The sequence below is a fragment of the Hymenobacter polaris genome (assembly GCF_012927305.1).
Lineage (GTDB): Bacteria > Bacteroidota > Bacteroidia > Cytophagales > Hymenobacteraceae > Hymenobacter > Hymenobacter polaris.
Map to the genome: position 1 here is coordinate 122,225 of NZ_JABBGH010000002.1, position 19,221 is coordinate 141,445.

Annotated in this window: 15 protein-coding genes; 8 read left to right on the forward strand and 7 right to left on the reverse strand. The window is 65.3% G+C overall.

Annotated elements, in window-relative coordinates; all coding sequences use genetic code 11:
* Positions 1-40 precede the first annotated feature (40 nt).
* Positions 41-589, forward strand: a complete 549-nt coding sequence (gene rfbC, locus HHL22_RS10930) for a dTDP-4-dehydrorhamnose 3,5-epimerase (RefSeq protein ID WP_169531226.1) — start codon at positions 41-43, stop codon at positions 587-589.
* Positions 590-767: 178 nt separating this feature from the next.
* Here rfbC and HHL22_RS10935 read toward each other — a convergent pair whose 3' ends face one another.
* On the reverse strand, positions 768-2,066 hold the full coding sequence (locus tag HHL22_RS10935; protein ID WP_169531227.1) for a UDP-N-acetylmuramoyl-tripeptide--D-alanyl-D-alanine ligase: 1,299 nt from the start codon (positions 2,064-2,066) through the stop codon (positions 768-770).
* Positions 2,067-2,304: 238 nt separating this feature from the next.
* Between HHL22_RS10935 and HHL22_RS10940 the strand changes: the two genes are divergently transcribed.
* Positions 2,305-4,638 carry a T9SS type A sorting domain-containing protein gene (locus HHL22_RS10940; protein WP_169531228.1) on the forward strand — a complete coding sequence of 778 codons (2,334 nt, stop codon included), beginning with the start codon at positions 2,305-2,307 and terminating at the stop codon, positions 4,636-4,638.
* Between the two features lie 105 nt (positions 4,639-4,743).
* Here HHL22_RS10940 and HHL22_RS10945 read toward each other — a convergent pair whose 3' ends face one another.
* Both HHL22_RS10945 and HHL22_RS10950 read right to left on the reverse strand, forming a co-directional pair.
* Positions 4,744-5,538, reverse strand: coding sequence for an amidohydrolase (locus HHL22_RS10945; protein ID WP_169531229.1), 795 nt, complete (start codon positions 5,536-5,538; stop codon positions 4,744-4,746).
* A 211-nt stretch (positions 5,539-5,749) separates the two neighbouring features.
* A complete protein-coding gene (locus tag HHL22_RS10950; protein ID WP_169531230.1) occupies positions 5,750-6,922 on the reverse strand; it encodes a methionine aminotransferase in 1,173 nt (390 codons plus the stop codon).
* Positions 6,923-7,043: 121 nt separating this feature from the next.
* On the opposite strand from HHL22_RS10950, the gene HHL22_RS10955 reads away from it, so the two are divergent.
* Positions 7,044-7,460 (forward strand): hypothetical protein, encoded by a 417-nt coding sequence (locus HHL22_RS10955; protein WP_169531232.1) that lies wholly within the window; start codon positions 7,044-7,046, stop codon positions 7,458-7,460.
* 88 nt (positions 7,461-7,548) lie between these two features.
* Here HHL22_RS10955 and msrA read toward each other — a convergent pair whose 3' ends face one another.
* Entirely contained in the window at positions 7,549-8,244 is a 696-nt protein-coding gene (msrA, locus tag HHL22_RS10960) for a peptide-methionine (S)-S-oxide reductase MsrA (protein WP_169531234.1), read from the reverse strand.
* Between the two features lie 214 nt (positions 8,245-8,458).
* Here msrA and HHL22_RS10965 point away from each other — a divergent pair, with 214 nt between their 5' ends.
* Positions 8,459-8,899, forward strand: a complete 441-nt coding sequence (locus HHL22_RS10965; RefSeq protein ID WP_169531236.1) for a hypothetical protein — start codon at positions 8,459-8,461, stop codon at positions 8,897-8,899.
* Between the two features lie 140 nt (positions 8,900-9,039).
* On the opposite strand, the gene mutS is transcribed toward HHL22_RS10965, so the two are convergent.
* Positions 9,040-11,700, reverse strand: a complete 2,661-nt coding sequence (mutS, locus tag HHL22_RS10970; RefSeq protein ID WP_169532401.1) for a DNA mismatch repair protein MutS — start codon at positions 11,698-11,700, stop codon at positions 9,040-9,042.
* Positions 11,701-11,950: 250 nt separating this feature from the next.
* A complete protein-coding gene (locus HHL22_RS10975) occupies positions 11,951-12,811 on the reverse strand; it encodes an NAD(P)H-binding protein (protein WP_169531238.1) in 861 nt (286 codons plus the stop codon).
* A 147-nt stretch (positions 12,812-12,958) separates the two neighbouring features.
* Here HHL22_RS10975 and HHL22_RS10980 point away from each other — a divergent pair, with 147 nt between their 5' ends.
* The 4 genes from HHL22_RS10980 to HHL22_RS10995 all read left to right on the forward strand — a co-directional run bounded on the left by HHL22_RS10980 (position 12,959) and on the right by HHL22_RS10995 (position 17,607).
* A complete protein-coding gene (locus tag HHL22_RS10980; RefSeq protein WP_169531240.1) occupies positions 12,959-13,588 on the forward strand; it encodes a TetR/AcrR family transcriptional regulator in 630 nt (209 codons plus the stop codon).
* Positions 13,589-13,665: 77 nt separating this feature from the next.
* Positions 13,666-14,199, forward strand: a complete 534-nt coding sequence (locus HHL22_RS10985) for an RNA methyltransferase (protein ID WP_169531241.1) — start codon at positions 13,666-13,668, stop codon at positions 14,197-14,199.
* 129 nt (positions 14,200-14,328) lie between these two features.
* Positions 14,329-17,136 (forward strand): M36 family metallopeptidase, encoded by a 2,808-nt coding sequence (locus HHL22_RS10990; protein ID WP_169531243.1) that lies wholly within the window; start codon positions 14,329-14,331, stop codon positions 17,134-17,136.
* A 72-nt stretch (positions 17,137-17,208) separates the two neighbouring features.
* A complete protein-coding gene (locus tag HHL22_RS10995) occupies positions 17,209-17,607 on the forward strand; it encodes a hypothetical protein (protein ID WP_169531245.1) in 399 nt (132 codons plus the stop codon).
* Positions 17,608-17,683: 76 nt separating this feature from the next.
* Here HHL22_RS10995 and HHL22_RS11000 read toward each other — a convergent pair whose 3' ends face one another.
* Positions 17,684-19,216 (reverse strand): carboxypeptidase regulatory-like domain-containing protein, encoded by a 1,533-nt coding sequence (locus HHL22_RS11000; protein WP_169531247.1) that lies wholly within the window; start codon positions 19,214-19,216, stop codon positions 17,684-17,686.
* Positions 19,217-19,221 lie beyond the last annotated feature (5 nt).

Consider the following 19,221-nt stretch of genomic DNA (forward strand, 5'->3'; position numbering starts at 1 on the left):
AACTCGCAGCGTCCAAGCTGCCCTTAATTTTACCTCCCATATGCAAGTATCAACGTTCCCCATCGAGGGTCTGCTGGAGTTTCGGCCCCGCATTTTTGGCGACGACCGCGGCGCGTTCTTCGAGTCGTTCAGCGCCCGCACCATGGAAGGCCTGGGGCTGCCGCACCTCGACTGGGTGCAGGACAACCAAAGCAGCTCGAAGGCCGGCACCGTGCGCGGGCTGCACTTCCAGTGCCCGCCCCACGCCCAGGCTAAGCTGGTGCGCGTAGCTCAGGGCCGCGCCCTCGATGTGGTGGTGGACCTGCGGGCGGGCTCGCCTACCTACGGCCAACACGCTACGGTAGAGCTAACCGCCGCGCTGGGCAACGTCTTTTTCGTGCCCGTCGGCTTCGCCCACGGCTTCGTGGCGCTGGAAGATAACACGCTGTTTCTCTACAAGTGCACCGACTACTACGCGCCCGCCGCCGAGGGCGGCCTGCTGTGGAACGACCCCGCCCTGGGCATCAACTGGCAGCTGCCCAGCGAGGCGCTGATATCTCCCAAAGATGCCATTCTGCCCACGCTGGCCGAATTCGATAGCCCGTTTTAAGCAGGACGTTAGTGGTTGTTAAGGTTAACGTTAACCAAAAAAGGCCGTCATGCTGAGCCCCGCGAAGCATCTCTACTGCGTAAGTAAACCTAACGTTTGAGGTTAGTTACCCGGTAGAGATGCTTCGCGGGGCTCAGCATGACGGCCTTTTTTGGTTGAACTCACTGCTATTAACGAATTACAGTACGTCTAGCAGCGACTCCAGGCCCATGCCGCGGCTGCCTTTTAGCAGCACCAGCTGCCCGGCTAGGGGGTGCGCCGCCAGCCAGGCGGCGGCCTCGGCTTTGGTGGCGAAATGATGGGCGGCGGGGTGCGTTTGCGCGGCGGCCTGCAGCAACGGGCCCACCAGCAGGGCGTTGGGTAGCTGTAGCTCCGCCAGCAGCTCGCCTAGGGCCTGGTGCTCGGCCAAAGCGCTGTCGCCCAGCTCAAACATGTCGCCCAGGATAACCCAGCGGCTTTGGTCGGCGGCCGTGGGCCGGCTGGCAAAGCTGCGCAGGGCGGCGGCCATGCTGCTGGGGTTGGCGTTGTAGGCGTCGAGGATGAGGTCGTTGCCGCGGACGGTGCGCAGCAGCTGCGAGCGGTTGTTTTGCGGGTTGTAAGCCCCTAGGGCGGCGGCTATCTGGGTGGTAGGCACCCCAAAGTGCGCGCCCGCGGCGGCGGCGGCGGCCATGTTCGGGAAGTTGTATTCGCCCGTGAGTTGGGCCGCCACGCCGGTGCCATCCCAGAGGCGCAGGCGCAGGGCCGGGTCGGCGCCGAGCAGGGTGGTGGCGTAGCTGTCAGAGGGGGCAGGGTAGCTGATGCGCCAGGCCACGGCAGCGGCCAGGGCGGGCAACTTGGCATCGAGGGTGTTGACGAAGGCGGTACCCTGGTGCGCGGCCAGGTAGTCGAACAGCTCGCCCTTGCCCAAGGCAATGCCTTCCTCGCCGCCAAAGCCTTCGAGGTGCGCCTTGCCAATGTTGGTGATGAGGCCGTGGGTGGGGGCGGCCCACTGGCAGTAGGCGGCAATCTCGCCCCGGTGGTTGGCGCCCATCTCCACCACGGCCAGCTCGTGCTGCTCGGGGCGCAGGCGCAGCAAGGTGAGCGGCACGCCGATGTGGTTGTTGAGGTTGCCGCTGGTGGCCAGCACGTTGTACTTCTGGGCCAGCACCGCCGTGAGCAGCTCCTTGGTGGTGGTTTTGCCGTTCGAGCCCGTCACGGCCAGCACCGGGCCCCGGAAGTGGCGGCGGTGCTCCTGGGCCAGGGCTTGCAGGGCGGCCAGCGGGTCGGCGGCGTAGGTGTAGCGGGCGGCGTCGGTGGCGGCCAGGGCGGCATCGTCTACCACGGCGTGGCGGGCGCCGGCGGCCAGCGCGCCCGGCGCAAAGGCAGCCCCCCGAAAGCTGGGCCCGTTGAGGGCAAAAAACAAGGTGCCTAGCTGCGGCTGGCGCGAATCGGTGCTGACCTGGCCCTGGGCGGCGAGGTAGTGGTCGTAGAGAGTCATAGGGGGCGGCGCGGGCAACCCGGCCTAGGGCCGCCGCGCCCGCAAAGGTGGGGCGGGCCCGCCTTTTGGCCCGCGCCGGCCCTAGGGCCGCCCGCCGAAAATAATCGGGTGGCCGGGGCCGTTACCAAATTGTGCCGCCCGCCGCCGTAGTTTTTAGCGGCTTTTGGCGGGCGGCTGCAACCCTTGGCCCGGCCGGCGGTGTTAGGCAGCCGGGGCTCATTTTCTTTACGTTACTTCGATGCGAACACGGTTTACTTGGTGGGGGACCCTAGGGGTGCTGGTGGCACTGGGGGTGGCCCGGCCCGCGCGGGCCCAAGGCGTGGGGCTGGCGTTTGGCAGCGTGGCCCAGGTGGTGCAGGGCGCCGATACGCTAGCCCAGGCCTGGGTGGGTGGCCTCAACACGCCGCAGTTCAGTGCCCTCGACCTCGACGGCGACGGCCAGCCCGACCTCTACGCCTTCGACCGCGAGTCGGCCCGCAGCTACACCTGGCTGAGCGTGGCCACCCCCAGCGGCCGGCGCTACCGCTACGCCCCCGACTACGCCGCCGCTTTTCCGGCCGATATGACGGGCTGGGCGCTGCTGCGCGACTACGACTGCGACGGGCGGCCCGACTTATTTACGGCCGGGACCAGCGGCAACATCCGGGTGTTTCGCAACGCGGCCGATGCCAGCGGCCGGCCCAGCTTTGTGCTGGCCAACGGCGAGCTGTCGTTTCCGGCCGGCAATGGCTACACCGCCAACCTCAACATTGGGGCCTACAACCTGCCCGCCATTCAGGACGTGAACGGTGATGGCAAGCTCGATATTCTGACCTACGACTTCTACGGCTCGACGCTGCTCGAGCTGTACCTCAACGCCAGCCCCGATGCCTGCGGGGGCGTCAGCACCTTCAACCGGGTGAGCACCTACTGGGGGCAACTGCAGGTATCCTGCGTCAGCTGCAACTCCTACCAGCTAGTGGGCGACACCTCGCCCTGCGCCACCTACCGCACCGACCACAGCCAGGGCCACAACGTGCTGCTGCTGGACCTCAACGGCGACGGCAAGCTCGACTTGCTGGACGGGCGCGACAATTGCGCCACCCTCACCCGCCTGCTCAACTCGGGGGCCAGCAGCACCGACGCCTTGCTCGCCCCGGCGGGGGCCAGCAGCAGCTTCCCGTCAGCGGCCGCGCCGGTCAACCTGCCCGTATTTCCGGCGCCCTACCAGCTCGACGCCGACTTCGACGGGGTGCCCGATTTGCTGATTGCGCCCAACATGCTGGACAACTCGGCCGACCGGGTAAGCTTGCGCCAGTGCGTGCGCCTGTACCACAACGCCGCCACCAGCGCCAGCGCTACCCCCAGCTATACGCTGACCAACAGCAGCTTCCTGCAAAGCGAGATGCTCGACGTGAGCGAAGGCGCCATGGCGGCGTTTGGCGACCTCGACGGCGACGGGCTGCCCGACATGCTCATCGGCAACCAGGGCGACCAGGTGAACGGCTACTACCGCGCCAGCCTATCCTACTACCGCAACGTGGGCACCGCCCGCCGCCCTGTGTACCGGCTGGTGAGCGACGACTACCTGGGCCTGGGCGCGGCCGCCGTGGCGGCCAATGCCCGCTTCGAAAGCCTGCGCCCCGCCCTGGTTGACCTCAACCGCGACGGCACCCTCGACCTAACATACTCGGCCTACGACGGCACCACCAACCGCCTGTACTACCTGCTGAACGCGGCCGGCCGCGGGCAGGCGGCCAGCTTCACGCCTAGCCAGGTCAGCTACTTCAAGGACGCCAGCGGCACGGGCTCGCTGGCCGCCACCCCAAACGATACGCCCTGCTTTTACGACGTGGACGGCGACGGCTACGTGGATATACTGCTCGGCACCAATGTGTTGCCGGGTGCGGGCAGCCTGCGCTACTTCCGCAACCGGGGCGCGGCGGGGCAAGGCAACCTCGATAACCTGTTTGTGCTGGCCGATGCCGACTACGGCCAGCTGCGCACCGCCGGCAGCCGCCCCCCCAACCTGGCCGTAGCGGTGGCCGACTTCGACGGCAACGGCCAGCCCGACCTGTTAACGGCCGACGGTACCGGCGCCATTGTCCTGTACGCGGATTTCCGCGGCCAAAGCGGCAGCTTTGCGGGTAGCAATAACCTGTTCTATAACGCGCTTAGCGGGCAGTATACGGCGTCCGTGCTTGGCCATACTTACAGCGCCTTGCACATGGCTCCCACCGCCGCCGACCTCAACCAGGATGGCACGCCCGAGCTGTACCTGGGTACCGAAACCGGCGGCTTGGTGAGCTACCTGCCGCGGCCCCGCGCGGTGCTGGCCACCCAGCCAGGCGCCGCCGCGGCCCTGGCCTTTAGCGTCTATCCCAACCCCGCCGCCCGCGCCGCCACCGCCGAAACCGCCCAGCCTACCCGCCTGGTGCTCTTCGACTTGGCTGGCCGCCGGGTGCTGGCCGACGCCACCCTGGCCCGCACCCACCAGCTCAACCTGGCGGGCCTGGCGCCCGGCCTCTACGTGGCCCAGGCCACCGCCGCCGATGGCACCAGCACCACCCAGCGCCTAGCCGTGGCCGAGTAGCCAGGCCCTAGGGCCGCGCCCCTACTGTTCACTGACTCTAACTTCGCTGTAGGTTGCCAGGCGGCGCCTTGGCTACCGCGCCGCACCCTAAGGCCTAGGGGCCGGCTAGGTGGCAGAGAGCGAAAAATCGTCGGCATCCAGCAGAAACTGCATTTCCTGGCGGAACTGGGTGAGCGCCTTCGCCTGCAGAGTGCGGGTGAGCACCGTTTGCAGGTTGCCGGCCTGGGCCAGGTAATTGCCCTGCATGGTGAGCAGGGCCGACTGGCCGGAGTGGGGCTGGCCGCGGCCATCGTTGCCCAGGCGGTTGACGCCCACCACGTAGCTCACGTTTTCGATGGCGCGAGCCTGCAGCAAGGTGTTCCAGGCCTCAATGCGGGATTGGGGCCAGTTGGCCACGTACAGCAGCAGGTCGTAGGGCTGGGTGGTTTCGTTGCGGCTCCACACCGGAAAGCGCAGGTCGTAGCACACCAGGGGCAGAATGCGCCAGCCACGCCACTCCTCTACCAGCCGCTGGCGGCCGGGCGTAAACACCTGGTGCTCACCCGCCAACCGAAACAAGTGGCGCTTGTCGTAGCTGGCATAGCTGCCATCGGGCCGCACCCACAGCAGGCGGTTGTAAAAGCTATTATTTTCCTGTATCAGCACGCTGCCCGTTACGACGGCGCCGTGCCGGGCGGCTTGCGCGCGCATCCAGTCTAGGGTAGGGCCGTTGGTGGGCTCGGCCTGGGTGTGGGCCTCCATGGTAAAGCCCGTGGTAAACATCTCGGGCAGCACAATGAGGTCCGTGAGGCCCGAGCCGTCGAGGGCCGATTCTAGCAAACTGGCCAGCAACGCCCGGTTGGCGGCCGGCTGGTGCCAGTGCAGCGTAGGCTGCACTATCGAAACCGTTAAATCTTGCATAGGGTGGAAAAGTACAAAGAAAAGGATATAAATTACACGATAATGCTACCTGCTGGTGAGTAGGGCATCTATAAATAAATAGTTGATAATGATAAGGTTATTGCCGCGCGGTGGCCAGGCGAACCACCGGGCGGCTTAAGTGATGGCAAGCGGTGAGCAGCGCGCTCCTTGAGGATGGCTAAAAGCCCCTAGGGCCCCGCCGCGCGCCCAGCTAGGTGCCAGCGCCGGGCGGGCGCCGCAGCCGCGCCGTGGCCGCCGCCAGCGTAGCCGCCTCCTTGGCAAAGCAAAAGCGCACTAGGCCGGGGTCGTAGCCGTCGTGGTAAAAAGCCGACACGGGCACCACGGCCACGCCCCAGGCGCGGGCCAGCTCCTGGGCAAATGCCAGGTCACCGGCCCCGGAAAAAGCCGCGTAGCCCGCCAGCTGGAAATAGCCGCCCGGCACCGGCAGCAGCTGCCACGCGCTGCCCGCCAGCCCCGTCCGGAAGGCGTCGCGCTTGGCCTGGTAAAAGGTGGCCAGCCCGCGCCAGTGCGCATCGGTAGGGTCAGCCTCTAACGCATCGGCTAGGGCGTGCTGGGTGGGCGTGCTCACGGCGAAGGTGACGAACTGGTGCACCCGCCGCAGCTGGGTCGTGAGGGCGGGTGGCGCCAGGCAGTAGCCCACCTTCCAGCCGGTGGCGTGGTAAGTTTTGCCAAACGAGGCCAGCACGAAGCTGCGCGCCCGCAAGGCGGGGTGCTGCCAAGCACTGCCGGGCGCCACCCCGTCGTACACCAGCGGGCCATACACCTCGTCGGCCAGCACTAGGGCGTCGTAGTCCTCGGCTAGCTGCCCTAGGGCCTGCCAGTCGGCGGCGGTGAATACGGCCCCGCTCGGATTGTGCGGCGTGTTGATGAGGAGCAGCTTAGTGCGCGCCGAGCACGCCGCCCGCACCGCCGCCCAGTCGGGCTGGAAGTGCGGCGCGGGCAGGCGCACGTAGCGCGGCACGCCCCCCTGCAGCCGCACGGCGGGCCCGTACAAGTCGTAGGCCGGCTCCAGGATAATGACTTCATCGCCGGGGCGCACCACGGCGGCCAGCACCGCGTAGAGCCCTTCGGTAGCCCCAGCCAGAATGGTTATTTCCTGGTCGGCATCGGGGGCGGGGGCCTCGGGTAGCAGGCGGGCCACCTGGGCGGCAATGGCCTGGCGCAGGCGCAGCAGCCCCGGCATGGGCGCGTATTGGTGGCTGCCAGGGGCTAGGGCGTGGCGGGCCAGCGCCTCGCGCAGGAGCAGCGGCGGGTCGTAGTCCGGAAAGCCCTGGGCTAAGTTAAGCGCGCCCGTTTGCTGCGCCAGGGCCGTCATCTGCGAAAAAATACTGACCCCGACCTCGGGAAGCTTGGACTGCAGCATCGTGGAAAAATAGAAGCGCCAGCCAATATAGGCCTATCCTTTGCGCTTGGGGCATCGTATGCTAGGGCGTAAATTTGTATAGTTCGTAATTATTAGTTTACCAAAGTTGCGTTTAGCCTCTATGCCAGTTATCTATCGTACCAACTTTCTGCTGCTGCACCACGACCCCAAAAATGCCACCCTCGAAACCGAATGGCTGGGTTTTGTGAACTCGGAGCAGCTGCGCGCGTCGCTCACCGAGGTGCTCCGGCAGATGCGGACGCTGCGCATCCAGGGCTACGTCGCCAATAACACGCTGCTGCGCGCTATTCGCCCCGCCGACCAAGACTGGATTAACCAGGTGTGGTTTCCGGAGTTTGCCAAGCTAGGAGTGAAGCGCCTCGCCATTGTTATGTCGCAGGATGGCCTCAACCAGATGGGCATCCAAAACATCATGCAGCGGGCCACGGCCCACATTCCTTTCGATACTCTACACTTTGCCGATGCCGACGAGGCCCGCCGCTGGGCCGCCAGCGACAGCAGCCGGGTGCGCGCCTAGGGCCTGCGCCAGGGGTAATTTCACAAAAAGCCCCGCCAGCGCAAGCTGGCGGGGCTTTTTGTGCGTGGGTGGGCCTAGGCCGATTGGGCTACAGCACCGGTAGGTTGGCTTTCAAATCTTGCGGAAACAGCTTGCGCACGTGCTCCACCTTATGGGCCGATACGGCCTCGATGTAGGGGTTGTCGGGGTGCAGGCGGAAGTAGCCCTGGTGGTACTCCTCGGCATCCCAAAACTTGGTGAGGGGCGTCACCTGGGTCACGATTTTGCTATCGTATTCTTTCGAGGCGTTCACCTTGGCAATGGTTTGCTCGATAATCTGCTTTTCCTGGGGCGTGCGGTAAAAGGCTACCGAGCGGTACTCGGGGCCGGTGTCGTTGCCCTGGCGGTTGAGCTGCGTGGGGTCGTGGCTGGCCGTGAAGAAGATGTTGGCCAGTTCCTGGTAGCTCACCACCTTGGGGTCGTAGTAGATGTTCACCGCTTCGGCGTGGCCGGTGTTTTGAGCCGCCACCTGCTCGTAGCTGGGGTTGGGCACGGTGCCGCCGGCGTAGCCGCTCACCACCTGCTTCACACCCTTAATTTGCTCAAAGGCCTCTTCTTGCGCCCAGAAGCAGCCGCCCGCGAAGGTGGCTTGGGCCAGGCCGGTCAGGTCTTTGGGCGCGAAGCCGGCGGTGCTGGCGGGCGGGTCGCCGGCGGCCAAGCCCTTAGCCTGGGCTGGCTGCTCCGAGCCGCACGAAGTAAAACTCAGGAGGGCGAGGCCAAGGGCGGCCGTTAACAGCTTAGTCATGGTGCGTTGAGAGAAAGAATACTGGGCGCTGGTTATACGCTGCGCGCCGGGCGGTTGGATGTAGCTATAACAGCAAGACGCCAGGCAGCGTTCCGTTTTTGCCGCCGCGCCGCGGTCCAAGACACGGGCCCTAGGGTTCTTAAAAGCAGCTTTTTACCTTAAAGCTGCGTAGGAGCTTTGCGCACCGCTGCCGCCCTAGGCGGCTCTCTTTCTTATGCTGCCCTACTGCTTAGTCTTTTTGCTGGCGCTGCTAGCCGCCCGCCCGGCCCAGGCCCAAAATACCGTGGCCAACTACGCTTTTGGCCGGCCTGGCACGGCCAGCTACGAGCACTTCAGCTTTTGGACAAAAGACGGCCAGCGCTACACCATGCAGTACAGCTACGGCGCCGACCGCCGCGACGCTACCCTGCGCTACGCTGGCCCCGCCACCGTGGGCGGCCAGCCCAGCTTCAAGGTGCAGTTCGCCAACGGCCGCGTGCTCTACCTCACCCCCAGCGGCACCCAACTGCGCGTCGCCACCTCGCCCACGGCCGCCCCCAAGGCATTTACCTGGGAGTACGAGGGCCCCGTGAATGGCGTGGGCACCGCCTGCAGCGTGTGCACCCCCAACGCCGCAGCGGCCATGCAGCTGGTGCGCGCTCACTACCTGAAGTAGTTAGGAATTATGAATTAAAAGTTATGAGTTAAAAAGCCCGTCATGCTGAGCTTGCCGAAGCATCTCTACCGCGCCATACGAGTTTGGTAAAGATGCTTCGGCAAGCTCAGCATGACGGGCTTTTTAACTCATAACTTCCCCTAGGCCCCCGCCAGGCCCTTCAGCTCCTGAAGCTTCAGCAGCGCCTCGATGGGCGTTAGCGTGTTAATATCTAGTGTGTTGAGTAGCTCGCGCAGCTGTTCTAGCCTAGGGTCGCTGGGCTCAAACATGCTGAGCTGCAGGGTGGGCCGGGTGGCCATGGCAGTAGTGGCGCGCGGCCGCGGCTGGGCCCTAGGCGCCTCGTCGAGGCCCGCCAACACCTCATCAAACTCGGTGGGGGCGGCGGGGTCCACGGCTTCGGGCAGGCCGGCGCCGGCGCGCTCCTGCTCCAGGTGGTGCATAATCTCGTTGGCCCGCAGCACCACCGCCGGCGGCATCCCAGCCATGCGCGCCACGTGGATGCCGAACGAGTGCTCGGAGCCGCCCGGCCGCAGCTTGCGCAAAAACAGCACCCGGCCATCGGCCTCCTGCACGGCCACGTGGTAGTTGCGCACCCTAGGGCAGTCGTCGGCCAGCTGGTTCAACTCGTGGTAGTGGGTGGCAAACAGCGTTTTGGCCCGCGCGCGCGGGTTGTTGTGCAGGTGCTCCACAATGGCCCAGGCAATGCTGATGCCGTCGTAGGTGCTGGTGCCGCGCCCGATTTCGTCCATCAGCACCAGGCTGCGGGTTGAGAGGTTGTTGAGGATGCTGGCCGTTTCGGTCATCTCCACCATGAAGGTGCTCTCGCCCTTACTCAGGTTGTCGCTGGCCCCCACGCGGGTGAAAATCTTGTCGATAATGCCCACCTCAGCCGCGTCGGCCGGCACGAACGAGCCAATCTGGGCCAGCAGCACAATGAGCGCCGTTTGGCGCAGCAGCGCCGACTTGCCGGCCATGTTCGGGCCCGTTATCACCACTATCTGCTGGTCGTCCTGGCTGAGGCACAAGTCGTTGGGAATGTAGCTTTCGCCGGGTGGCAGCTGGCGCTCAATCACGGGGTGGCGCCCGCCCTTAATGTCGAGCGTGGGCCCGTCGTTCACCACCGGCTGCACGTAGCGGTGCTGCCGGGCCGTGGCCGCAAACGACCCGAGGCAGTCGAGCACGCCCACGGCGCGGGCGTTCTGCTGCACCTGGCTCACGTAGTCGGCCGCCGCCAGCACTACCTCTTGGTAGAGGCGCGCCTCAATCCCGCCCAGCTTCTCCTCGGCGGTTAGGATTTTCTCCTCGTAGGTTTTCAGCTCCTCCGTCACGTAGCGCTCGGCGTTCACCAGCGTCTGCTTGCGAATCCACTCGGTGGGCACCTTGTGCTTGTGGGCGTTCGACACCTCCAGATAATAGCCAAACACCTTGTTGTAAGCCACTTTCAGCGACGAGATGCCCGTGGCGGCCTGCTCGCGCTGCTGCAGCTGCACCAGGTAGTCCTTGCCCGAGTAGGCCAGGCCGCGCAGCTCGTCCAGCTCGGCATCCACGCCTTCCTGAATGACGTGGCCCTGGTTGACGAGCAGCGGCGCGTCGGGCCGAATCTTGCTGGTGATTTCCTGGCGCAGCGAGGCGCAGGCGTGCAGCTGGTCGGCTAGCTTTTCGAGGGCCCGCACGCCCGAGGCGGCCAGCTTTTCGCGCAGCGGCGCAATGCTTTCCAGGGCCCGCGCCAGTTGCAGCAGCTCCCTGGGGTTCACGCGGCGCACCGCCACCTTCGAGATAAGGCGCTCCAGGTCAGCAATGGGGCGCAGGTGGCCCTGCACCGCTTCCAGCAGCTCGGCATTGCTTACTAAGGCCGCTACCGTGTCGAGCCGCCGCTGAATCTGGCTGGCTTCCTTCAGGGGCAGCACCACCCACTTGCGCAGCAGGCGGGCGCCCATCGGCGTCAGGGTCTGGTCGAGTACGTCGATGAGCGGCACGCCGCCGGGGTGCTGGGCGTGCACCAGCTCCAGGTTGCGCACCGTGAAGCGGTCGAGCCACACGTACTTATCCTCCTCCAGCCGCCCTAGGCTGGCAATGTGCTGAATATCCGTGTGCTTGGTTTCGGCCAGGTAGTGCAGAATGCAGCCGGCCGCAATGACGCCCTCCTTCAGGTTATCGACCCCGAAGCCCTTGAGCGAGGTGGTGCGGAAGTGCCGCGTAAGCGTGTCGTGCGCATAGTCGGCCCCAAATACCCACTCGTCGAGCGCGAAGGTGCAGAAGTCGGGCCCGAAGCTGCCCTCGAACTCAGTGCGGCTGCGCTTGCAAAACAGCACCTCGGCCGGCCGAAAGTTTTGCAGCAGCTTGCCCAGGTAGTCGAGCGTGCCCTGCGCCACCAAAAACTCGCCGGTGCTGATGTCAAGAAACGACACGCCCGCTTCCTGCTTGCCAAAGTGCACGGCCGCCAGGTAGTTGTTCTGGCGGCGCTCCAGCGTGTGGTCGTGCATACTCACGCCGGGCGTCACCAGCTCGGTGATGCCCCTCTTTACCAGGCCCTTGGCTTGCTTAGGGTCTTCGAGTTGGTCGCAGATGGCTACGCGCTGGCCGGCGCGCACCAGCTTGGGCAGGTAGTTATCCAGCGCGTGGTGCGGGAAGCCCGCCAGCGCTACTTCGCTCACCGTGCCCGCCCCGCGCTTGGTCAGGGTAATGTCCAGGATGCGGGCCGCCGTCACGGCATCCTCGCCGAAGGTTTCGTAAAAATCGCCCACCCGAAACAGCAGTACCGCCCCTGGGTGCTGCTGCTTCAGCTGGTAATACTGGCGCATCAGGGGCGTGTCGGCCACCGGCGCGGCCGCAAAGTGGTCGGGCCCGAGCTGCTTGATGGCAAACTTCTTGGCGGGCGCGTCGGAAACAGAGGAAGGAGCAGACACTGAGGGCGGGAGCGGAGGGGCCGGCCGGCAGCCGGGCACAAAAGAAATGGGCGCCGCCGAGCTACCGGGCGGCCCTGCAAAACTCCAAATTACGCCGGAAAATTCGGCCGCCGGGGCCGGCTGGCCCTGCCGGGCGCCCGCGGCCCTAGGCCCCGGCCGGTTGCAGCCGCTCGGCCAGGAAGTCGCGCATGGTCTGGGGGCGGCGGCCCAGTAGCTGCCCTAGGGTCGGGTCGGTGGCCGCAAACACCCCGGCCCGCATATCGCGGTACGACTTGAGTAGCAGCTCCACGAACTGGCCCGGCATTCCCTGCGCCAGCTTGTCGCGGCGCCACTGCTCGTCCGTCACCACCACCCGCCTGACCTCCCGCCCCAGCAGCTCGGACGCCATGGCGGCCACCTCGGCCAGCGTGACGGATTCCGAAGCCACCAGCGGCGGGGTGGGGCCGTCGAAGTGGCCCGCGCCGGCCAGCACGGCCGCGTCGGCAGCGGCCAGGTCGGCGCGCGTAGTCCAGCTTACGGGCCCGTCTTCGGGAGCCACAATCTCGCCGGTTTCCAATCCGCGCCCGAGGTGGGAGAGGGCGCTTTCGGCGTAGTAGCCGTTGCGCAACGAGGTATAAGGCACGCCCAGCCCGGCCATAAACTGCTCGATGGCGTAGTGGTCGCTGAAGGGCGAGTCGGGGTGGGTGCCCATGTGGCTGGTATACAGCACCCGGCGGGCCCCCGCCGCCTGGGCGGCCCGTAGCGCGTTCTCACTCAGTTGCCGGCCTTCCTCGCCCAGCTTGTCGGGCGATACCACCAGCACCTGCTCGGCGCCTGCAAACGCCGCAGCCAGGCTGGCTGGGTCGGCAAAGTCGCCCTGCCGCACCTGCACACCCCGCGCCGCCAAGTCGCTGAGCTTCTGCGGGTCGCGGGCGCTAGCTATCAGTTGGTTGGCGGGTGCGCGCCGCAGCAATTCCTCCAATACGCCCCGGCCGAGGTGGCCACTGGCTCCGGTTACAACTAGCATGGTCTTTTTGGTTTTCTAAGATAGAAAAAGCGGGCTTAGGAGGCAGCGATACTGCTGTGTCGCCAGCCGCAAATGTAAGTATACTATACGGTATAGTATACTTTCTAGTTGACGCACTTGTTTTTTACGCTGCATTTTTGCGAGTCCATGAGCAAGCTACCAGCCAGGCGCGGTGCCGAATTGCGCAACCAGATATTGGTTGCGGCCAAAAACGCCTTCTTGGCAGCCGGCTTCGAGCGCACCTCCATGGACCATGTCGCAACCCAGGCGGGGACCACCAAGCGCACGCTCTACGCCCATTTCGGGCGCAAGGAAGACTTATTTCTGGCCGTATTCGAGCTGGTGCTGGGCTTGCAGCTGCACCACCTGGGCCAGCCCGCCGACTACGCCCCCGACCCCCCGGCCGCCCTTACGCAGTTTTGCATGCGCTTTCTCGAAACCATCCTCTCCAGCCGGCCGCTGAGTTTGTTTCAACTGGCCATCGCCGAAACCAGCCGGTTTCCGCAAGGCGGTACCGTGCGCCTGCACGAGGCGCTGCTGGAAAGCGTAGAAGCGCGGATAACGCAGTTCCTAACTGCGCTCGGCCAGCCGGCGCCGGCTGCCCGCGCCACTCAGCTGCTGGCGCAGCTGCTGTATCCTCGCTTCACGCGGGCGCTCTTCGGAGCGGCCGAGCCCGCCGCCACGCACTCCGACGACTTGGGCGACACGCCAGCCGTAGACCCGGAATCGGTACGCCGCCTGGTAGCCGCCGCCCTAGCCGACGCGGCCGCCCCCTAGGGCCCTGCCGGGCAGCTAGCTCGGGGCTGGCCGCCGGGCCGCGCCCGCCTTCCCGTTCCGTTATTTCGTGTCATTCTATGCGCAAGCTCACCATGCCGGAGTTGAACCGGCTGCCCCTCGCCGATTTTCAGCAAACCCCCAAAAGCCCCGTGGTGCTGGTGCTCGACAATGTGCGCTCGCTGCACAACGTGGGCGCCGTGTTTCGCACCGCCGACGCGTTTGCCCTCGAAAAGCTCTACCTCTGCGGCGTGACGGGCCGGCCGCCCCACCGCGAAATCACTAAAACGGCCCTGGGTAGCACCGAGTCAGTGGCCTGGGAGCACGCCCCTACCACCCTAGGGGCCGCCCGGCAGCTAAAGGCCGCGGGCTACCAGCTGGTGGCCGTGGAGCAAACGACGGCTTCGGTGCCGCTGCCCCAGTTTCGGCCGGCCCCAGGGCAGCCGCTGGCGCTGGTGCTGGGCAATGAGGTATTTGGCGTGGACGATGAGGTGCTGGCGCTGTGCGACGCGGCCGTGGAAATTCCGCAGCTCGGTACCAAGCACTCGCTCAACGTGAGCGTGGCGGCCGGCGTGGTGCTCTGGGATGTGCTGAGCAAGCTGGGCGTATTTTAAACGGTGAAAAATTAGGGAGAAAATAATTGCCGCCCAGCCCCTGGGAAGGCCGGCTTCTTATGGACGGGCTAATTACCTTTGGTGATGGCTGATTTTCAGCCATCATTTATCCTCTGCTGCTTCCTTTCTATGAGCAATAAGTTTACTCGTTCAGGCTATTGGTTGCTGGCGGTGGCGGCTGCGCTAGTGGCCCCCGGCCGCGCCCTGGCGCAGCAGCCTAAGCCTGTGGCGCCGGGTGCGCTGGCCACTTTTGCCACCAGGGCCCAGGCGCAGGGCCTCACGGCCGCCGACGTGAGCAACTCCCTGGTAACGGATAGCTATACCGATGCCAATGGCCTAACCCATACGTACTTGCAGCAGCGGGTGAATGGCCTAGTGGTGTTCAACGCCACCGGCGCCGTGCACACCAATGCCGCGGGCAAGGTGGTGCTCACTACCCAAGCCTTTGTGGCGGGCGCCGCCGCCAAAGCGGCGCCTCCCGCGCCGGCCCTCTCGCCCGAGCAGGCCGTGGTAGCCACCAGCGTGGCCCTGGGCCTGCCCCGCCCCGTGGGCCTGCGCACGCTGGTAGATGCCCGCGTGGCCGACGGCCTCACCTTCAACAACGGCGGCATTTCGGCAGAGAATATTCCGGTGCAGCTTCTGTACGAGGCCGTGGATGGGCAGCTGGTGCTGGTGTGGTCGGTCGCCATCGCTACCCTCGACGAGCAGCACTACTGGAACGCCCACGTAGATGCCCAAACGGGCCGCCTGGTCAGCAAGACCGACTACGTGGTGAGCGAGGCCACCACCTTTCGGCAGCACACCACCGCGGCGGTAGCGCGGCAGCAGCGCGCGCTGGCCTACAACCTGGCCGCCCTGCCTGCCCCGGCGCCCGCCCCCCTAGGGGTGACGGCGGCCAGAAGCCTGACTGTGGTGCCCGTGCCCTACGAAAACCCCGCGGTGCACCCCCGCGAGGTGGTGCCGCTGAGCGTGGCCAACCCCCTGTACTCGCCCTACGGCTGGCAAGTGGCCGAAGGCAAGGCGCCCAGCGGCTTTTTTGCCGATAGCTACTCGCTGCTGAGCAGCGGCAAGTACCTGACGCGCGGCAACAACGTGGCCGCCTACGACGATTATGGCAACACGGCCTCCACGTCGCCGAACCTGGCTAGCCCAACCAGCTCGCCCGATGGCACGAGTGCCCTCAACTTCGACTTTCCCTTCGACCAGACCCTAGGGGCACGCAACGCCAATAACCTGGCCGCCGGCATCACCAACCTGTTTTACTGGAGCAACATGCTCCACGATGTGCTGATGGCGCACGGCTTCGACGAGGCGTCAGGCAATTATCAGTACAAAAACATTACCGGCCAGGGCCTGGGCAACGACTTCCTGCGCGCCGAGTCGCAGGACGGCAGCGGGCGCAACAACGCCAACTTCCTGCCCACGCCCGATGGAGTTTCGGGCCGGATGCAGATGTACCTGTTCGACAACGTGCCGGCCAATGCGCTGACCGTGACGGGCGCCAGCGCGGTAGCGGGCACCTACCAGTTTGCAGCGGTAGCCTTCGGGCCCACGCTCACCAAGAAGCCGCTGGCCGGCAAGCTGGTGCTGGTCAACGACGGCGTATCGGCCGACAATGGCGACCACGGCTGCGCGACGCCCTTCGTAAACGCCAGCGACGTGAGCGGCAACGTGGCCTTCATTCAGCGCGGCGGCTGCCCGCAGCTCACGGGCCTCAATCCGCGCGCCAACAACCAGTTTGCGCCCAAGGTGAAGCGCGCCCAGGCCAACGGGGCTTCCGCCGTTATCGTGTTCGACTCGCTGGCTACCACTAACTTGGTTAGCTTCGGCGGAACCGACACGGTGGGCATTCGCATTCCGGCCATTTTCATCAGCGGAGCCGACGGCTTTAAGCTGCGCGCCGCCATCCGGGCGGGCGCTACCCTCAACGTATCGGCGGCCCTAGGGCCCGACATCGACGGCTCGTTTGACAACGGGGTGGTGTCGCACGAGTTTGGGCACGGCGTCTCAACCCGCCTGACGGGCGGCCCGGCCAATCCGGGGTGCCTGCCCGGCACTACGGGCAACCAGATAGGGGGCGAGGGCTGGAGCGACTTCTTTTCCCTCTGGATGACCACCCACGCCGGCGATATCGGCAGCACCCCGCGCTACGTTGCCACCTACGACAACAGCCAGTCTTTCAGCGTAGGGCCGGGCTTCCGCAACCAGCCCTACACTACCGACATCACCAAGAATACCTATACCTACGCGCAGCTGGGTACGGCCACTGGCAAGTACAGCGAAACCCACGACGTGGGCGAGGTATGGTGCACGGTGCTGTGGGACTTGAACTGGCAGTTCATCTACAAGTATGGCTACAACGCCGACTTTTTCAGCGCCACCGGCGGCAACAACAAGCTGCTGAAGCTGGTGCTGGATGGCTGCAAGCTGCAGGTGTGCAACCCTGGCTTCCTGGATAGCCGCGATGCGCTGCTGCGCGCCGACACGCTCACCAACGGTGCCGCCAACGCCGACCTCATCTGGGCCGTGTTTGCGCGCCGGGGCATGGGCTACAGCGCCAAGCAGGGCGACAAAAGTGGCTCGGGCGTGCCCCAGGTAACGGGTATCGTGCAGGCCTTCGACGTGTCGCCCACCGCCAAGGCCATTACCCTGGCCACCCGCAACGGCGTGGTGAGCGGCAGCGCCCTAGAGGCCTTCCCCAACCCCGCCCAGGACCGCCTCACGGTGCGCACCCAGCTCGGCAGCGCCGCTCCCATGGAAGTGACGCTGCTCAACCTACTGGGCCAAGCCGTGCTGCCCGCCGCCACCGTGCCCGCCGCCCAAATGCAGCAGGCCGGCTACGAGCTGCGCACGGGCTCCTTGGCCCCCGGCCTTTACGTAGTGCGCGTGCGCACCTCCGGCGGCACCTACACCACCAAGGTGACTATTGAGCGCTAGTAGCCCCTAGGGTAGCTGCAAAACTAAAAGCCCGGCTTCGGTCGGGCTTTTTTACTGACCGTACAGCAAGCTATGTCTTCTTTTTACCCCCGCCCCCCGGCCGCGCTGCTGGCACTAAGGCCCGCCATTGCCGGCCAGCCGGCTGCCATTCCCACGCCCGCCACCGTGCCCGACTTTCAGCACCAGGTGCTGCGCCCGCTGCTCAAGCTGCAACACGAGGTAGCCGCCGGCCTGCTCGAAGACTTTGCCCAAGACTACCGCCTGCCCGACCCGGCCGCCAACCCCGCCGAGGCCACCCGCCAGCGCGCCGCCCTGCTGGCTCGCAACGCCCGCCTGCGCGCCACGCTGGTAGGGATAGTGGTGGGGCTGCTCACTCCCGAAGAGCTAGCATTTTACCGCCCGCATCGCGCCGAGCTAAACCGCCGCCTGCTCGATATGCTGGCCGTGCGCCTGGGGCTGGCCACGAATTAGCCGGCAGCCCTAGGCCCCCCAAGCGTAGGGGACCAGCGCTGCCGGCTAACTCGCCGGAACGCGGCTTAATTAGCTTTTACTTATAATCTGGCCAGAAGGCGTTCTCGATGAGCTTAGTACGGTTGCTGCCATCTAGGTTGCAGGTGTATACATCCGGTGCACTGATGTCGTCGTTTGAGCGGTTAACAAAGATGAGTTGGAAGCCGGTAGGCGTGTAGCGTGGCGTTAAGTCGTTGGTACCTGTAGCCTTAGCAATATTGCTGGTAGCAGCTGCACTCACGTCGAAGGCCGCCGAGCCATCAAGCTTCTGCGTGAAGATGTGGGCATCGAGCTGGCGCCCGCTGGTGCTATTGAAGCCGGCTACGTCGCGCGTGTACACCACCGTAGTGCCATCGACGCTAAAGCTGGGTGAATCGAGCCGGCCGGGTAGGTTGCCTACCAATTGCACAGGGCTGGTACCATCCGTTTTGTAGAGGTATAGCTCCGAGTCGAACGGGTCGGACCCAATGGTTTGCACCACCAGCCGGCCGCCATTCTGAGCGGTCCAGTCACACTCGCGGAAGTGCCGGTTAGCGGGAGCCTTAGCTAGCAGCACTAGCCCGCTACCGTCGCGGTTAATGCGATACAGCTGGTCGTAGTGGCTGTAAATGAGTTGCGCCCCGTCGGGCGACCATCGGTAGCCCACGCCTGCGTTGCTGTAGCCCTCTACTGATAGCGTCGTAATCTGGCGCTGGTTCGAGCCGTCGCGGTTCATAGTATAAAGCTGAAACTGCCCGCTCGCGTTCGAGCTGTAGGCAATGATATCGCGGGTCGGGCTGAGTTGCGGAGCCGTTTCCACGGTTACGGCGCTGGTCAGGCGCACTGGAGTTGTGCCGGTAGCGCCCGAAGAATAAATATCCGTGTTGCCATTTACAGTCCGCGCAAACAAGTAGCGATTATCAGGAAAGGCCACCGTCTGAAAGCTCCAGACGGGCCCGCGAGCAGTGGCACCAGCCGGGTTGCGGGCCGTCACCTGCCAGTAGTAGGTAGTGTTGTAGCGAAGGTCGGCGACTATTACAGTGGTGTCACGGGTATTAGTGGCTAGGGTGCGCTGATTGAGGTTGTTACTTTCAAATAGTAGTACATCGTACTTAAGCGAGTCACCTGCCTGGGTGCCAGCTGCCGGGCGCCAAATCAGCCGCAAGCTGGTGGCTTGGTCGGTGGCACCAGTGGCGGGCGTAGGCCGGGTAGGAGCGCCCGGCGCCGCCGTAGACGTCGTTTTATTGAGCAGTAGCACTATTGATTGCGTTTGCCCATCGCTGATGGTGGCGCTGCCGGTGGTAGCATCGTAGCCCGCCCGGCGGGCTGCTACGCTCAGCGTGCCGGCCGGCGCTTGGCTAATGGTGACTTGACCGCGGGCATCAGTAACGTAAGAGCCGGTGGCGGGCGTTGTGCTGACGGCCACGTTGGCCAGCGGCTGGCTGGTGCTGCCGTCGAGTATGGTTACGGTGAGCGTGCCGTAGTAGGCTGGCTCTACCAGGGTGGGCTCGCAAGCGGCCAAACCCAGCAGGCATAAGAGGGCAAACCAGGTGCCGCGGTAGCAACGCCAGGTGCGGAATAAGAGAAACATGAAGC

Excerpts from the sequence above, each read along its gene's own strand:
- rfbC (WP_169531226.1), top strand. The coding sequence starts at position 41 with ATGCAAGTATCAACGTTCCCCATCGAGGGTCTGCTGGAGTTTCGGCCC.
- HHL22_RS10935 (WP_169531227.1), bottom strand. The coding sequence starts at position 2,066 with ATGACTCTCTACGACCACTACCTCGCCGCCCAGGGCCAGGTCAGCACC.
- HHL22_RS10940 (WP_169531228.1), top strand. The coding sequence starts at position 2,305 with ATGCGAACACGGTTTACTTGGTGGGGGACCCTAGGGGTGCTGGTGGCA.
- HHL22_RS10945 (WP_169531229.1), bottom strand. The coding sequence starts at position 5,538 with ATGCAAGATTTAACGGTTTCGATAGTGCAGCCTACGCTGCACTGGCAC.
- HHL22_RS10950 (WP_169531230.1), bottom strand. The coding sequence starts at position 6,922 with ATGCTGCAGTCCAAGCTTCCCGAGGTCGGGGTCAGTATTTTTTCGCAG.
- HHL22_RS10955 (WP_169531232.1), top strand. The coding sequence starts at position 7,044 with ATGCCAGTTATCTATCGTACCAACTTTCTGCTGCTGCACCACGACCCC.
- msrA (WP_169531234.1), bottom strand. The coding sequence starts at position 8,244 with ATGACTAAGCTGTTAACGGCCGCCCTTGGCCTCGCCCTCCTGAGTTTT.
- HHL22_RS10965 (WP_169531236.1), top strand. The coding sequence starts at position 8,459 with ATGCTGCCCTACTGCTTAGTCTTTTTGCTGGCGCTGCTAGCCGCCCGC.
- mutS (WP_169532401.1), bottom strand. The coding sequence starts at position 11,700 with ATGCGCCAGTATTACCAGCTGAAGCAGCAGCACCCAGGGGCGGTACTG.
- HHL22_RS10975 (WP_169531238.1), bottom strand. The coding sequence starts at position 12,811 with ATGCTAGTTGTAACCGGAGCCAGTGGCCACCTCGGCCGGGGCGTATTG.
- HHL22_RS10980 (WP_169531240.1), top strand. The coding sequence starts at position 12,959 with ATGAGCAAGCTACCAGCCAGGCGCGGTGCCGAATTGCGCAACCAGATA.
- HHL22_RS10985 (WP_169531241.1), top strand. The coding sequence starts at position 13,666 with ATGCGCAAGCTCACCATGCCGGAGTTGAACCGGCTGCCCCTCGCCGAT.
- HHL22_RS10990 (WP_169531243.1), top strand. The coding sequence starts at position 14,329 with ATGAGCAATAAGTTTACTCGTTCAGGCTATTGGTTGCTGGCGGTGGCG.
- HHL22_RS10995 (WP_169531245.1), top strand. The coding sequence starts at position 17,209 with ATGTCTTCTTTTTACCCCCGCCCCCCGGCCGCGCTGCTGGCACTAAGG.
- HHL22_RS11000 (WP_169531247.1), bottom strand. The coding sequence starts at position 19,216 with ATGTTTCTCTTATTCCGCACCTGGCGTTGCTACCGCGGCACCTGGTTT.